Annotated in this window: 14 protein-coding genes; 8 read left to right on the forward strand and 6 right to left on the reverse strand. The window is 64.1% G+C overall.

The features are described from left to right. Window positions 1-106: 106 nt before the first annotated feature. Window positions 107-3,070: an excinuclease ABC subunit UvrA gene (gene uvrA / locus GSQ90_RS02225; RefSeq protein WP_158812895.1), complete on the reverse strand. Its 2,964-nt coding sequence runs from the start codon at window positions 3,068-3,070 to the stop codon at window positions 107-109. Window positions 3,071-3,328: 258 nt separating this feature from the next. Here uvrA and ssb point away from each other — a divergent pair, with 258 nt between their 5' ends. Further along, window positions 3,329-3,820 (forward strand): single-stranded DNA-binding protein, encoded by a 492-nt coding sequence (gene ssb / locus GSQ90_RS02230; protein ID WP_158812897.1) that lies wholly within the window; start codon window positions 3,329-3,331, stop codon window positions 3,818-3,820. A gap of 147 nt (window positions 3,821-3,967) precedes the next feature. On the opposite strand, the gene GSQ90_RS02235 is transcribed toward ssb, so the two are convergent. After that, window positions 3,968-4,366 carry a lysozyme inhibitor LprI family protein gene (locus GSQ90_RS02235; protein ID WP_158812899.1) on the reverse strand — a complete coding sequence of 133 codons (399 nt, stop codon included), beginning with the start codon at window positions 4,364-4,366 and terminating at the stop codon, window positions 3,968-3,970. 106 nt (window positions 4,367-4,472) lie between these two features. Between GSQ90_RS02235 and GSQ90_RS02240 the strand changes: the two genes are divergently transcribed. Next, a complete protein-coding gene (locus GSQ90_RS02240) occupies window positions 4,473-5,219 on the forward strand; it encodes an SDR family oxidoreductase (RefSeq protein WP_158812901.1) in 747 nt (248 codons plus the stop codon). 12 nt (window positions 5,220-5,231) lie between these two features. Here GSQ90_RS02240 and GSQ90_RS02245 read toward each other — a convergent pair whose 3' ends face one another. Further along, entirely contained in the window at window positions 5,232-5,990 is a 759-nt protein-coding gene (locus tag GSQ90_RS02245) for a GNAT family N-acetyltransferase (RefSeq protein ID WP_246731382.1), read from the reverse strand. Further along, entirely contained in the window at window positions 5,987-6,613 is a 627-nt protein-coding gene (locus tag GSQ90_RS02250; RefSeq protein WP_158812903.1) for a MarC family protein, read from the reverse strand. Before GSQ90_RS02250 ends, GSQ90_RS02245 begins: the two co-directional genes overlap by 4 nt. 306 nt (window positions 6,614-6,919) lie before the next feature. Between GSQ90_RS02250 and gyrA the strand changes: the two genes are divergently transcribed. From gyrA to coaD, 4 genes are all read left to right on the forward strand, one after another. Then, window positions 6,920-9,655: a DNA gyrase subunit A gene (gene gyrA, locus GSQ90_RS02255; RefSeq protein ID WP_158812905.1), complete on the forward strand. Its 2,736-nt coding sequence runs from the start codon at window positions 6,920-6,922 to the stop codon at window positions 9,653-9,655. Between the two features lie 226 nt (window positions 9,656-9,881). After that, window positions 9,882-10,808: an ABC transporter ATP-binding protein gene (locus tag GSQ90_RS02260; protein WP_158812907.1), complete on the forward strand. Its 927-nt coding sequence runs from the start codon at window positions 9,882-9,884 to the stop codon at window positions 10,806-10,808. Next, entirely contained in the window at window positions 10,805-11,566 is a 762-nt protein-coding gene (locus tag GSQ90_RS02265) for an ABC transporter permease (RefSeq protein ID WP_158812909.1), read from the forward strand. Before GSQ90_RS02260 ends, GSQ90_RS02265 begins: the two co-directional genes overlap by 4 nt. Window positions 11,567-11,831: 265 nt before the next feature. Beyond that, window positions 11,832-12,332 (forward strand): pantetheine-phosphate adenylyltransferase, encoded by a 501-nt coding sequence (gene coaD, locus GSQ90_RS02270; RefSeq protein ID WP_158812960.1) that lies wholly within the window; start codon window positions 11,832-11,834, stop codon window positions 12,330-12,332. A gap of 22 nt (window positions 12,333-12,354) precedes the next feature. Here coaD and GSQ90_RS02275 read toward each other — a convergent pair whose 3' ends face one another. Beyond that, window positions 12,355-12,921, reverse strand: coding sequence for an NADPH-dependent FMN reductase (locus GSQ90_RS02275; RefSeq protein WP_158812911.1), 567 nt, complete (start codon window positions 12,919-12,921; stop codon window positions 12,355-12,357). Between the two features lie 235 nt (window positions 12,922-13,156). Between GSQ90_RS02275 and ribH the strand changes: the two genes are divergently transcribed. Together ribH and nusB are read left to right on the forward strand one after the other, a co-directional pair. Further along, the gene (gene ribH, locus GSQ90_RS02280) at window positions 13,157-13,681 is read left to right on the forward strand and encodes a 6,7-dimethyl-8-ribityllumazine synthase (protein ID WP_158812913.1); all 525 of its coding nucleotides are present in this window, start codon (window positions 13,157-13,159) and stop codon (window positions 13,679-13,681) included. Then, window positions 13,678-14,142 (forward strand): transcription antitermination factor NusB, encoded by a 465-nt coding sequence (nusB, locus tag GSQ90_RS02285; RefSeq protein ID WP_158812915.1) that lies wholly within the window; start codon window positions 13,678-13,680, stop codon window positions 14,140-14,142. The genes ribH and nusB overlap by 4 nt, the downstream gene beginning before the upstream one ends. Before the next feature lie 7 nt (window positions 14,143-14,149). Here the strand turns inward: nusB and GSQ90_RS02290 are convergent, their stop codons facing one another. Further along, window positions 14,150-15,199 (reverse strand): GGDEF domain-containing protein, encoded by a 1,050-nt coding sequence (locus GSQ90_RS02290; protein ID WP_158812917.1) that lies wholly within the window; start codon window positions 15,197-15,199, stop codon window positions 14,150-14,152. Between the last annotated feature and the right edge of the window lie 189 nt (window positions 15,200-15,388).

Here is a 15,388-nt window from a genome sequence, read left to right on the forward strand (position 1 = left end):
GCCATGACCCATCGCGCCCCGCAACAAAAGGCGCTTGAATCACACATCGACCCTAATGGGAATCACTCGTGTGAATGCCGTAGCTTCGGGAGAGGGGAGCCGCGCTTTACTCGGCCGCCTCTTCGCGTCGCTTGCGTTCCGGCCTTCGCGCCAGCACGGCGCGCAGATATTCGCCGGTATGGCTGCGTTTGTTGCGCGCGATGTCTTCGGGCGTGCCCATGGCGACGACTTCGCCGCCGCCGTCGCCCCCTTCCGGACCCATGTCGATGATCCAGTCGGCGGTCTTCACCACTTCGAGATTGTGCTCGATCACCACCATCGAATTGCCCTGGTCGACGAGCTCGTGCAGCACTTCGAGCAATTTGGCGACGTCGTGGAAATGCAGACCGGTGGTCGGCTCGTCAAGGATATAGAGCGTGCGCCCGGTCGAGCGGCGCGACAATTCCTTGGCGAGTTTGACGCGCTGAGCCTCGCCACCCGACAATGTGGTCGCCTGCTGGCCGACCTTGACATAGCCGAGGCCGACCCGCACCAGCGTCTCCATCTTGTCGCGAATGGAGGGCACCGCCTTGAACAGCACGGCCGCCTCTTCAACCGTCATGTCGAGCACGTCGGCGATCGAGCGGTCGCGGTATTTCACCTCCAGCGTTTCGCGATCGTAACGCTTGCCCTTGCAGACATCGCAGGTGACATAGACGTCGGGCAAAAAGTGCATTTCGATCTTGATGACGCCGTCGCCCTGGCACGCCTCGCAGCGCCCGCCTTTCACGTTGAACGAAAAGCGCCCGGCCTGATAGCCGCGCGCCTTGGCTTCGGGCATGCCGGCGAACCATTCGCGCATCGGCGTGAAGGCGCCGGTATAGGTGGCGGGATTGGAGCGCGGCGTGCGGCCGATCGGCGACTGGTCGATGTCGATGACCTTGTCGAGTTGCTGCAATCCTTCGATGCGATCGTAAGGCGCGGGATGTTCGCTCGCGCCATTGAGATTGCGCGCCACCGCCTTATAGAGCGTGTCGATCGCCAGGGTCGATTTGCCGCCGCCGGAGACGCCGGTCACGCAAGTGAACAGGCCGAGCGGAATGGTTGCCGAAACGTCCTTCAGATTATTGCCGCGCGCGCCGACGATTTTGATCTCACGGCCCGGCTTGGCGGCGCGGCGGCGTGCGGGGGCGGGGATCGCGCGCGCGCCGGACAGATACTGGCCGGTCAGCGAATTGGGATTGGCGATGATCTCCGCCGGCGTGCCTTTGGCGACGATTTCGCCGCCGTGGATGCCGGCGCCGGGGCCGACATCGACGACATAATCGGCGGCGAGAATCGCATCTTCGTCGTGCTCGACGACGATCACGCTATTGCCGAGGCCGCGCAATCGCCGCAGCGTATCGAGCAGCCGCGCATTGTCGCGCTGATGCAGGCCGATCGACGGTTCGTCGAGCACATAGAGCACGCCGGTCAGGCCCGAGCCGATCTGCGAAGCGAGCCGGATGCGCTGGCTTTCGCCGCCCGACAGCGTGGCGGAGGCGCGCGCGAGCGTGAGATAGTCGAGGCCGACGTCGCGCAGGAAGGTCAGACGGTCGCCGATTTCCTTGAGGATGCGCTGGGCGATTTCGTTGCGCTTGGAATCGAGTTTCTCTGGCAGCCCGCGCGCCCAATCGACGGCGGCCTTCACCGACAGCAGGCTGACTTCGCCGATATGCTGGCCGTCGATTTTCACCGCCAGCGCTTCGGGCTTCAGGCGATAGCCTTTGCAGGCGGCGCAGGGCGTCGCGCTCATATAGCGCAAAATTTCCTCGCGCGACCATTCGCTTTCCGTCTCGCGATAGCGGCGCTCGAGGTTTGTGACGACGCCTTCGAACGGCTTCTTCACTTCGTAAGAGCGCAAGCCGTCCTCATAGGCCATACGCACGTCTTCGTCGCCCGAGCCGTTGAGAATCACGTCGCGCGCTTTGGCCGGCAGTTCGGCCCAGGGGGCGTCGAGGCGGAATTTGTAATGGCGGCCGAGCGCCTCCAGCGTTTGGGCATAATAGGGCGAGGTCGATTTCGCCCAGGGCGCGATGGCGCCCTTGCGCAGGGTCAGGCGGCTGTCGGGAACGACAAGATCGGGATCGACCTTCATCTGCGACCCGAGGCCGCCGCAGGTCGGGCAGGCGCCGAACGGATTGTTGAACGAGAACAGCCGCGGCTCGATCTCGGGAATCGTGAAGCCCGACACCGGACAAGCGAATTTCGAGGAGAACATGATGCGGCGCGGCTCGCCGCCTTCGGCGGGCGCATCGGCGAATTCGACGATCGCAATGCCGTCGGCGAGCTCCAGCGCGGTCTCGAAACTCTCGGCGAGCCGGCTCGCCATATCGGCGCGCACGATCAGGCGGTCGACCACCACGTCGATGTCGTGTTTGAACTTCTTGTCGAGCGTCGGCGCGTCGGCGATCTCGTAGAACTCGCCGTCGATTTTCAGGCGCTGGAAGCCGCGCTTCATGAAATCGGCGATTTCCTTGCGATACTCGCCCTTGCGGCCGCGAATGACCGGCGCGATTAGGAACAGCCGCGTGCGCTCAGGCAGCGCCAGCACGCGATCGACCATCTGCGAAATCGTCTGGCTCTCGATCGGCAGGCCGGTCGCCGGCGAATAGGGGATGCCGACGCGCGCCCAGAGCAGGCGCATGTAATCGTGGATTTCGGTGACGGTGCCGACCGTCGAGCGTGGATTCTTCGACGTCGTCTTCTGCTCGATGGCGATCGCCGGCGAAAGCCCGTCGATCTGGTCGACATCGGGCTTTTGCATCATTTCGAGGAACTGCCTGGCGTAGGCCGACAGCGACTCGACATAGCGGCGCTGGCCCTCGGCATAGATCGTATCGAAAGCGAGCGACGACTTGCCCGATCCCGACAGGCCGGTGAACACGACGAGCTTGTCGCGCGGGATCGTCAGATCGACGTTCTTCAGATTATGCTCGCGCGCGCCGCGCACTGTGATGGCGCGGCCGTCGAACAATCTTTCGACGGCGGTGACGACGGGCGCGGCGGACTTGACGCGCGCGGGCTTCTTAATGGGTTTGGGGCTCGCCATGGGAACCTTCACGGGGACAAACGAATCGCTGCGGGCGGGCTTGCGCCGCGCCGGGAGCGATGCTAGAACAAAAAGAGAACGGTGGGAAGTCGTTCCCCTAATGTAGTGCGAAAGCGCGCTGCGCCAAATGACGGCGGGATGCGCTGACTGTGGACAAGTGCGATCGGGGGCGGCATTGGCGGCCGCAAAGCGTTAGTTTGGGCGAAGGCTGAGCAAAGATTATGAGCGCGCGTCGTTGGACGGCGGTAGGAGAGCGATATGTCGGGCAGCGTCAATAAAGTCATTCTGGTGGGCAATCTGGGCCGCGACCCCGAGGTGCGCCGGCTCAATTCCGGCGATCAGGTGGTCAACATCCGCATCGCGACGTCGGAGAACTGGCGCGACAAGACCACCGGCGAGCGCAAGGAAAAGACCGAATGGCATAATGTCGTGATCTTCAACGACGGCATCGGCAAGATCGTCGAGCAATATTGCAAGAAGGGCAGCAAGGTCTATGTCGAAGGCCAGTTGCAGACGCGCAAATGGACCGACGCCTCGGGCGCCGAGAAATATACGACCGAAGTCGTGCTGCAGCGCTTTCGCGGCGAACTGACGCTGCTCGACGCAAAGGGCGGCGGCGGGGGCGAGAGCTTTGGCGGCGGCGAAGAGCGCTCGTCCGGCGGCTCCAGCTTCGGCCGCTCCTCGCCCGTCGACCGCAAGCCCGCGCTGGCGAGCGGCGGAGGGGATATCGACGACGATATTCCGTTCTGAGAAGGCCGGCGCGCGTTTCCCTTCTCTCGCGAAGCGGGAGAAGGCGCCCGGCGGAGCCGGGCCGATGAGGGGCGGCGCTATCCTTTGACGCTCTGGCGGCCACGGCTGCTATAGGGTACCCGTTTTGCGCTTCTAGTGGTTCGCGCCCTACTTCCCCGGCACAGGGCACCCCGTATCCCCCACCTCGCATTTCAGATAGGCGCCGAGCGCCTTGGTCCGCTCTGTCGTCACCGCCTCCAGGCAGATCGTGACGACCATCGGATAGATGGTGCCGCCGGCGCTGGCGGAGCTGGAGAAGGCGCATTCAGCGTCGCGATAGGCGATCCACGCTTTTTGCGCCGTGACCAGCAGCTTGGTCGTCGCCGCATCGTCCTTCAGCCGCCGGATGATTTCCTTATAGACGCTGTTGAGCGCCGCGTCGGCTTTGGCATAGGCCACGCCCGCGCATTTATCGAGGCCCTGTTGCGTCTGGTCGGCGCAATCATCGGCGTAAGCCACCGGAACGGTTGACAATATCATCAGGATCGCAGAGGCGAACAGCCGCATGAATGGCTCCTCATTTCGCTTGGCGGATGGAGGCGAAAACTATAGATGAAATCATGCGTTTTGCCGCTCCCGCGGTCTTTTATTCGCTGAATTCCCCTGAGGCTTCATGTCCAAGACCATTCTCATCACCGGCGCCTCGCGCGGCATCGGCCGCGCCGCCGCTTTGCTGGCGGGCCGGCGCGGCTGGTCGGTCGGCGTCAATTATGTGCGCGACGAGGCGGGCGCGCTGGCGGTGGTCAAGGAGATCGAGCGCGCGGGCGGCAAGGCGGTCGCGCTGCATGGCGATGTCGCCTTCGAGGCGGATGTGCTCGAAATGTTCGAAGGCGCGGTGCGGGCGCTTGGCCCGCTCGACGGCGTTGTCGTCAATGCCGGCGTGGTCGCGCCGCGCGCGCATCTTGCCGATATGAGCGTCGAGCGCATGCGGCGCGTTTTCGACATCAATGTGCTCGGCGCCTATGTCTGCGCGCGCGAGGCGGCGCGCCGCCTCAGCAAAAGCCTGGGCGGCGCCGGCGGCTCGATCGTCCTCGTTTCTTCCGCCGCGGCGAGGATTGGCGGCCCCGGCGAATATGTCGACTATGCCGGCTCGAAAGGTGCGATCGATACGCTGACCCTCGGGCTTTCGAAGGAACTCGGCCCCGAAGGCGTGCGCGTCAACGCCGTCCGCCCCGGCCTGATTGAGACCGACATTCATGCGAGCGGCGGCGAGCCCGATCGCGCCCAGCGCCTTGGCGTCACCGCGCCGCTCGGGCGCCCGGGATTGCCCGACGAGGTCGGCGAGGCGATCATCTGGCTGCTGAGCGACGCCGCCTCCTATACGACCGGGGCGATCCTCGACGTGACGGGCGGCCGCTAAGCGCAAGGCGCTTCAAGCCGCGTTGGGCGCGCGCCGATAGTGGTAGCGATAAAGCTCGCTCGTCAGGCCAAGGCTGCGATAGAGCGCGCGCCCCGGCCCATTGTCGGCGGCGACCTGCAGGCAGACGTCGCGCGCGCCTTGTTCGGCGGCCCAGGCGAGCAGCGCTTTCATGATGCGCCGCCCATGGCCCCGCCCGCGCCGGCGCGGATGCGCGACCACCGATTCGCAACAGAGCAAGCGGTCGCTTACCGCGCCATAGGCGAGCGCCGCCCATTCGCCGTCCTCGCGCAGGCTGGCGAAACCCGCCGGGATCGCGATAGATCGGACGACGTCGCCGTAGATCGCAGCGTGTTCGGGTGTCTGACCCTGCAATTCAGCCATCGCCGCGAGCCAGGCGGCGTCCGGCCGCGCCGATATCGAAACTTCCGCATCGCGCGCGCCCGGCGCAAGCGCGGCGCGCAGCGTCACGGTCTCGCCCTCTGCGACATAATTCAGGCGGGCCAGCCGTTCGTCGGCGGCCGGCGCCGCTATGCCGGGCAGGCGAAACATCGCGGGCAGCCCGCGCGCGCGATAGGCCGCCTCGCAGGCCGCGATATCCGCATCGATATTCCGCAAATCGGCGCGCGTCGGATTGGCGGAATTGGAGCGCCGCGAAACCCCCGGCGCGAAGCGCGCCAGCCAATCGCCGCATCTCTGCTCATCGAGGGCGGGCCACGCCATTTGCAGCGCGCGCTCGACGCGCCATGCGAGAGAATTGTCACGCTCCGTCACTTGCCCACCGTCAGCACGCCATTGATCACAAATTGCACGGCGAGCGCGGCGAGGACAACCCCGAGCATGCGCGTCAACACCACATTGCCGGTCGTCCCAAGCAGACGCGAGACGCGTTCCGCCATCAGGAAGGTAAGCATGCAGAGGATCATCACCAGAGCGATGATCGCCATCAGCCCGGTCAGCGCCAACCAGTCGCCGCCGGCCCGTCCGGCCAGCAGCATTGTCGCGGTGATCGATCCGGGGCCGCTCATCAATGGGATCGCCAGGGGAAACGCCGCGACATTGCGAATATGATCGATCGTCATCGCATCGCTGGCCAGCTCCTGCTTACGTTGGGCCCGCAGCTCGAAAATCATGTCGAAGGCGATATAGAACAGCAGCAGGCCGCCGGCGATCCGGAAGGCCGGAATCGAAATGCCGAGCAGGTCCATCACTGCGCCGCCGCCGAACGCGAAGGCCGCGAGAATGGCGAAGGCGATGATCGTCGCGCGCACCGCCACCTCGCGCTGCGCCGCTCTGGTCATCCCCAGCGTGAGCCCGATGAACACCGGCGCCAGCCCTGGCGGATCGAGCGTGACGAGCATGGTCACGAAAGCCGTCTTGAGATAGTCCAGCAGCATCGCGCGGCGTTCCGTTCCCAGCGTTCTTATTGAGAAAATTGACGTGGCCGCACAACCTTTATGCGTCCGGACGGAGTTTGTCCCGGCGCCTCGCGCCCGCGCCCGTCCCGGTCGCTTCTTCTCGCTTCTCTGGCTCGATCTCCAGCGTCTTAAGGGCGGGCGGTGCGCCCGCGTTCCTGCAAATAATTTAGCTCGTTGAAATATAACGAGAAAATCGTCATTATTTATCGCGTTCGGGAGGTGGCGGCGCGCGACGGAATCGTCTACTAAGACGCTTGAAATTTCTTGCCCTAGGATTCGCAACACTTGGCCGACAATAAAGACGAGAGGCCGGCCGGCGGCGGCCCCTCCGATATCAAGCCCGTTTCGATCACCGACGAAATGAAGCGCAGCTATCTCGATTACGCGATGAGCGTGATCGTCAGCCGCGCCTTGCCCGACGTTCGCGACGGGTTGAAGCCCGTGCATCGGCGCATCCTGTTTTCGATGCGCGAAAACAATTTCACGCCGGATCGCCCCTATAACAAATCGTCGCGCGTCACCGGCGACGTCATGGGTAAATATCATCCGCATGGCGATCTCGCGATCTATGACGCCTTGGTGCGCATGGCGCAGGATTTTTCCATGCGCGTGCCGCTGCTCGACGGGCAGGGCAATTTCGGTTCGGTCGACGGCGACCCGCCCGCGGCGCAACGTTATACCGAGGTGCGGCTTGAAAAGGTCGCGATGCAATTGCTCGAGGATCTCGACAAGGAAACCGTCGATTTCCGTCCCAATTATGACGAGAAGGAGCTGGAGCCCGTCGTTCTGCCGGCGCGCTTCCCCAATATTCTGGTCAACGGCGCTGGCGGCATCGCCGTCGGCATGGCGACGAATATTCCGCCTCACAATCTTGGCGAGACGATCGATGGCGCGCTGGCCCTGATGGACCGGCCCGATATGAGCTTCGAGGAACTGCTCGAAATCATCCCCGGTCCCGATTTCCCCACTGGCGGCTCGATTCTCGGGCGCGGCGGCATCCGCTCAGCCTATGCGACCGGGCGCGGCTCGATCGTCATGCGTTCGAAAGTGGCGGTCGAAGAAATTCGTAAAGATCGCGAAGCGTTGATCGTCACCGAAATTCCCTATCAGGTGAACAAATCGACCTTGATCGAGAAGATCGCCGATCTGGTGCGCGAAAAACGCGTCGAGGGCATCTCGGACCTGCGCGACGAATCCGATCGCGATGGCATGCGCATCGTCATCGAAATCAAGCGCGACGCCGTGCCCGAAGTCGTGCTGAACCAACTCTGGCGCTTCACCGCGATGCAATCGAGCTTCGGCGCCAATATGATCGCGCTGACGGGCGGACGCCCGCAGATGATGACGCTGAAAGACATGCTGACGGCGTTCCTCGAATTCCGCGAGGAAGTCGTCACGCGGCGCACCAAGCATCTCCTCACCAAGGCGCGCGACGGCGCGCATTTGCAGGTGGGTCTGGCGATCGCAGTCGCCAATATCGACGAAGTCATCCGCCTCATCCGCACCTCGCCCGACGCCGCCGCGGCGCGCTTCGCCTTGATGGATCGCGCCTGGCCGGCGCGCGACATGGCGCCGCTGGTCGCGCTGATCGCCGATCCCCGCCACGTGCTGGCGGAAGACGGCACGGTGCGCCTCTCCGAAGCGCAGGCGCGCGCGATTCTCGAATTGCGCCTGGCGCGCCTGACCGCGCTCGGGCGCGATGAAATCGCCGACGCCTTGAACAAGCTCGCCGCCGAGATCGCCGAATATCTCGATATCTTGGGTTCGCGCGCACGCGTGATGGGCATCATTCGCGACGAACTCGTCGCGGTGAAGACGGCTTTTGCGACGCCGCGCCGCACGATCATTCTCGACAGCGACGCCGATATGGAGGACGAAGACCTCATCCAGCGCGAGGATATGGTCGTTCTCGTCAGCCACGGCGGCTATATCAAGCGCGTGCCGCTCTCGACCTATCGCGCGCAAAGGCGCGGCGGCAAGGGCCGGTCGGGCATGCAGACGCGCGAGGAAGATTTCGTCGCGCGGCTGTTCGTCGCCACCACGCACCAGCCGGTGCTTTATTTCTCCTCGATGGGTCAGGTCTATAAGGAAAAGGTCTGGCGATTGCCGCTGACCGCCCCGCAATCGCGCGGCAAAGCGCTCGTCAACATGCTGCCGTTGGAGACGGGCGAGCGCATCACCACCATCATGCCGCTGCCTGAGGACGAGGCGAGCTGGGAAAGCCTCGATGTGATGTTCGCCACCACACGCGGCACGGTTCGGCGCAACAAATTGTCGGACTTCGCGCAGGTGAACCGCGCCGGCAAGATCGCCATGCGGCTCGACGAAGGCGAGTCCATCGTCGACGTGCAGATCTGTTCGGAGAAGGACGATGTGCTGCTGACCACCATGCTCGGCCAGTGCATCCGCTTTTCCGTCGATGAAGTGCGCGTGTTCAAGGGGCGCGATTCCATGGGCGTGCGCGGCGTGTCGCTCGCCGAAGGCGACAGCGTCATTTCGCTGGCGATCCTGCGCGAGTTCGACGCGACGGGCGAAGAGCGCGCGGCCTATCTCAAAATGCGCCGCGCGATGGCCGGCGAAACTGGTGAGGAAGCGGTTGTCGAGCCGGACGCGGAGGCCGCTCCCGCAGCCGATGCGCCGCTTGCGACGGACCGTTACGCGGCCATGTCCGCCGCCGAGCAGATCATCCTCACCGTTTCAGAAAACGGCTATGGCAAGCGCTCGTCGTCGTTCGAATATCGCCTGACCGGGCGCGGCGGCAAGGGCATCGTCGCAATGGCGGTCAATGCGCGCAACGGCAAGCTGGTCGCCTCCTTCCCGGTGGAGCATGGCGACGAAATCATGCTGGTGACCGACGGCGGCCAGCTTATCCGCTGCCCGGTCGAAGGCATCCGCGTCGCCGGCCGCGCCACCCAGGGCGTCATCGTTTTCGACACCGCTGAAAAAGAGCGGGTGGTTGCGGTCGAGCGGATATCCGAGCCGGAAGGCGAAGAGGGGACGGAGGACGAGGGGGAGGCGTAAACGCTGAGGTTGCGCCGCCCCTCATCTCAAGGCGAATGCGAAGCATTCGTCCGCGCCCCGACTTCGTCGGGCCACCTTCTCCCCGCTACGCGGGGCGAAGGGACGCACGTTTCCCTTCGCCCCGCGTAGCGGGGAGAAGGTGGCGCGCAGCGCCGGATGAGGGGCTGCGCAATCCTCTGGCGTTATCCTTCGCAATCGCAGCCCAGACGCACTACATAGCCCCATCATGCAACCCATCATCTCCGTCAGCCATCTCTCGAAGACCTACGCGTCCGGCTTCGCCGCGCTGCGCGACATCACGCTCGACATTCGTCGCGGCGAGATCTTCGCTTTGCTGGGGCCGAACGGAGCGGGCAAGACCACTCTCATCAGCATCATTTGCGGCATTGTCACGCCGAGCGCGGGGAGCGTGCAGGCCGACGGACATGACATCGTCCGCGACTATCGCGGCGCGCGCGCCCGGATCGGTCTCGTGCCGCAGGAGCTCGCCACCGACACTTTCGACACGGTCTGGCGGACGGTCAGTTTCAGCCGCGGCCTTTTCGGCAAGCGCCGCAACCCCGCCTATATCGAGAAACTGCTCAAGGATCTGTCCTTGTGGGATAAGAAAGACAGCAAGATCATGACGCTTTCGGGCGGCATGAAGCGTCGCGTCATGATCGCCAAAGCTTTGTCCCACGAACCGCAGATCTTGTTCCTCGACGAACCGACGGCGGGCGTCGACGTGGAATTGCGCCGCGACATGTGGCGCCTCGTGCGCTCGCTGCGCGATGCGGGCGTCACGATCATTCTGACGACCCATTATCTCCAGGAGGCCGAAGAAATGGCCGACCGCGTCGGCGTGATCAGCAAGGGCGAGCTGATCCTGGTCGAGGACAAAAAGGAATTGATGCAAAAGCTGGGCAAGAAGCATTTGACGCTGATGCTCACCACGCCGCTGGCGCAGATTCCGGACGCGCTCGCCGCTTATCCGCTTGCGCTTTCGGCGGACGGCAAGGAACTCGTCTACACCTACGATACGGCGGGGGAGCGCGACGGCGTCGCGACGCTGCTTCACGATCTCGTCGCCGCGAACGTCGCCTTCAAGGACCTGCATACGGAGCAAAGCTCCCTGGAGGACATCTTCGTCAGCCTGGTCAGGGGCGCGCCATGAACGTCTACGCTCTACGCGCCATCTATGTTTACGAGATGATGCGCACGCGGCGCACGCTGCTCCAGAGCATCGTGTCGCCGGTGCTCTCCACCTCGCTCTATTTCGTGGTGTTCGGCGCCGCGATCGGTTCGCGCATGTCGCAGGTCGGCGGCGTCAGCTATGGCGCGTTCATCGTGCCGGGCCTGATCATGCTGGGCCTGCTGACCCAGAGCATTTCCAACGCCTCGTTCGGCATTTATTTCCCGCGCTTTGTCGGCACGATTTACGAATTGCTGTCGGCGCCGGTTTCGCCCCTTGAGATCGTGATCGCCTATGTCGGCGCCGCGGCGACCAAATCGATCATGATCGGTCTGATCACGCTGGCGACGGCGGCCCTCTTCGTCGACCTGCGGATCGACCATCCCTTCTGGATGCTGGGCTTTCTGCTGCTGACGTCCGTCACGTTCAGCCTGTTTGGTTTTGTCATCGGCATATGGGCGGATGGTTTCGAGAAGCTGCAGATGGTTCCGCTTCTCATCGTCACGCCATTGACCTTCCTCGGCGGCAGTTTCTATTCGATCGATATGCTGCCGCCCTTCTGGCGCGCCGTGACGCTCGTCAATCCCGTGGTCTATCTCGTGAGCGGATTCCGCTGGAGTTTCTATGGCGTGTCCGACGTGAATGTCGTCGTCAGCTTCGGCATGACGCTGGTGTTTTTGGCGGTCTGCCTGGGGATCGTGACCTGGATTTTCAGGACAGGCTATCGGCTGAAGACGTGAACGGCGCGCATCAGCCTGGTCGATGAGCCGCGCGTCGCCACTTGCTCATGCCCTCTTCGCCGGTTAACGCTAGCAGACCGCGTCAGCCAAATTGAACGGCGCCGCGTTCCCCTTCCCCCCTTGTGGGGGAAGGCCGGGATGGGGGGTCGCGCAGGCCTGACGGAAAAAACGGGGAATGCGCCTCAGCGAGATACGTCTGCGCGACCCCCTCCCTAACCCTCCCCCACAAGGGGGAGGGGATATGAGCGCCCAGGTCACGAGGTCCATGTCGCGCACCGCTTTTTACTCCGGCTCGTTCGACCCGCCGACCAATGGCCATCTCGATGTGATCGAGCGGGCGACGCATCTTTGCGATCGTCTGGTCGTAGGGATCGGGGCCAACGCGACCAAAGCCGGGCTTTTCTCGACCGACGAGCGCATGGCGATGATTCATGAGGCGGCGGCGCCGATCGTCGCCAAAACAGGCGTCAAGCTGGAGGCCGTGGTTTTTTCGGGCCTCGCCGTCGAGGCGGCGCGGGCGGCGGGCGCCGGTCTGATTGTCCGTGGTCTGCGCGACGGCGCCGATTTCGACTATGAAATGCAAATGGCGGGGATGAACGGCCAGATGGCGCCGCAATTGCCGACCGTCTTTCTGCCGGCCTCGCCCCAGGTGCGCCACATCACCGCGACTTTGGTGCGCCAGATCGCGGCGATGGGCGGCGACGCCTCGCCCTTCGCGCCGCCCAATGTCGCGGCGGCGCTGGCGGCCAAATTCGCGGCGCAGTGAAGGCGGGCAGCCTGCCGGCGCTTCAGAGTTTGATCGTAACTTCAATCCAGGCCGCGAAAGCCTTCATAAAGCCGCGCAGGAATTCGCGCGTTCCCTCATTGGCGATGGTCCCGTCGTCGGAGACGAGGTTCGCGGCGTGGCCGATATAAGCCTCGGGCTGCTGCAGCGTCGGCATGTTCAGGAACACCAGCGACTGGCGCAGATGGTGATTGGCGCCAAAACCTCCCATGGCGCCGGGCGTCGAACTGACCACCGCCGCCGGCTTTGCGTTCCAGACGCTCTTGCCATAGGGGCGCGACCCGACATCAAGGGCGTTTTTCAGCACGCCCGGGACGGAGCGGTTATATTCGGGCGTGACGAACAGCACCGCGTCGAAGCCCTTGACCTTCTCACGGAACGTCGTCCAGCCGGCCGGCGCGTCGCCCTCGCTGTCCAGATCCTGATTGTAAAGGGGCAAGTGGCCGATTTCGATGCTCTCGTAGCGCAACCCCTCCGGGGAGAGTTTGATCAGCGCCTCGGCCAGCTTTTTGTTGAAGGAGCCCTTGCGGAGGCTCCCGATTAGAACGGCGACATGTCTCGTGGTCGTCATCATGCTCTCCCGTCGTGCGCCGTCGTCCGCCGCCTTTTCGCCAGGGCGCCGCAGACGTTGCTTTTGCGGCCGATTTCCCTGGGCCGTCAAGGCGTCGCTCTCAGCCTGCATGGGTCTGGCGGGGCGCGAAAGCCAATTGTTGCGGACCGCTTGCCTTGCTTCGCGCCGCGGTCCGCTTTAAGGCAAGGGCCGGCGCCCGGCGCTCCCCAAATCAAGAACAGGACAGCAGGAACAGATGGCCGAACCGCGCCGCGATGTCTCCAAACCGCCCGCCATGTTGAGCGGCGGCAGAATTCTGATCGTCGAAGCGCGATTCTATGAGGCGATCGGCGCCCAATTGCTCGATGGCGCGCAGCGCGCGATCGCGGCGGCCGGCGCTTCCAGCGAAATCATCAATGTGCCCGGCGCCCTGGAAATTCCCATCGCCATAGCGATCGCGCTCGACGCGGCGGCTGAAGCGGGCGAGCCCTATGACGGCGCGGTCGCGCTGGGTTGCGTCATCCGGGGCGAGACCTATCATTTCGAGATCGTCGCAGGCGAATCCTCGCGCGCCTTGATCGAACTGGCGGTCGCGCGCCGCTTGGCCCTAGGCAATGGCATACTCACGGTCGAGAACGAGGCCCAGGCCGAGGCGCGCGCCGACCCCGCGCGCGGCGACAAAGGCGGCGACGCGGCGCGGGCCGCCATCGTTCTAGCCGCGCTCAAGCGCGATCTTGGCGCGAAATTTTCCGGCGCGAAAAAACCGGGCGCCGCCAAATGAGCAGCGCCGACCAACGCTCCTCGGCGCGGCTCGCCGCCGTGCAGGCGCTGTATCAGATGGAAGTGGCGGACAAGGGCCTCAACGACATTCTCGCCGAATTTGAGGCGCATTGGATCGGCCAGGAGGTCGAGGGGGACCAATACAAGCCCGCCGAACTCGCCTTCTTTCGCGACGTCGTATCGGGCGTCCTAGCCGACCAACTCGCCATCGATCGCAAGCTTGACGAAGCGCTCTCCGAGGGTTGGCCGCTGCGGCGCGTCGAAGCGCTGATGCGCGCGATATTGCGCGCCGGCCTCTATGAACTGAAGGCGCGCGCCGATGTGCCCGCGCGCGTTGCGATTAAGGAATATGTCGATATCGCCGGCGCCTTCTTCGCGCGCGAGGAATCGGGCATGATCAACGCCGTTCTGGACAGCCTGGCGCGCGAGACGCGGCCCAGCGAATTCGCGGAGGCGCGCTGAGCGCGCGTCAATGGACGAGAGCGTCGGCCTCGAGCAAAGCATGCGTTGAAAGAACGGCGCCGCAGCCCAATTCTTCGTAGCAAATCACCTGATTGCGGCCTTGCCGCTTGGCGGCGTAGAGAGCGTCGTCGGCGCGGCGAAAAGCCGCCGTTCCGTCGTCCGCGGCGCCGACGCAGGTATAGCCGATGCTTATCGTGACGGATCCGACCCGCGGAAAATCATGGGCTTCCACCAAAGCGCGAAAGCGTTCCAGGACGCCCGAGACATATTGCGCCGCCATCGGCTCCAATAGGATGACGAATTCCTCGCCGCCGTAGCGGAATAGGCGGTCCCCCTCGCGGAAGGAGATGCGCATCAGCCGCGCCATCGAGACCAGAACGTCGTCGCCGCATTGATGGCCGAAGCGGTCGTTGATGCCTTTGAAAAAGTCGATGTCCAGCGCCGCGAGCCATCGAGGCTGGTCGGGGTCGATTGGGCGGCGACGTTCGATACGCTCAAACCGAACCGCGCCGACCCGGCTCGTCGCCTCCATCCGCGTCAGATGGGCGAATGCGGCCTCAAAAGTCCTGCGGTTCAGCAGACCCGTCAGCGCGTCGCTTTCGCTGTAATCGAGAATCTTGAGATGGTTTTGATAGATGCGCAGAAGGCCGGACACCAGCCGCTGGCGATGGTCGCTCAGAGGCGTGGCGCGACAAATCTCGAGAAAGCCGACGACTCCCCTCGCGCTCATGATCGGAAATATATGACCGCGCCGCCCCTTCTCGCTGGGACTGGCGGGCAAGGGCGTTTGGCGGTCATAGCAAAGGCGCAAATCGCGACGGGAATCGAGCGTCGGCAGATCGTTCGCGTTCGAAGGCGCGTCGGATATGGTGACGCGGCGATCGGCCAGCAAAGCGCGCTCATGCAGCCGAAGTTCATCCGAATAGCCTACGAGGCGCCACAACTTCACCGTCGTCGCCCCGAGCAGGTCGGCCGCCGCCAGCGCCATGATGATTTCAAGTTCTTCCCTATCGCGAAGGGCGGTCAGATCGGCGACCGAATTGACGAGCTTGATCATGTCGCAATACCGGCAAGCACGGCGTTCACAGGACTTTCACGAGGCGTCGCGGGGCCGTCGGGAAGTAAAATCGCCGCCATCAACGATCGACGCATGCCGTTTCCCAAGCCCACAAGAATCTCCGACCACATCTGGCGTTGGCGGCGCGACGTTCTTCGTCGACGCACTCTCTGCCGGTTGGGGAAGACA

The sequence above is a fragment of the Methylocapsa sp. S129 genome, assembly GCF_009765995.1.
In the GTDB taxonomy this organism is placed as follows: Bacteria; Pseudomonadota; Alphaproteobacteria; order Rhizobiales; family Beijerinckiaceae; genus Roseiarcus.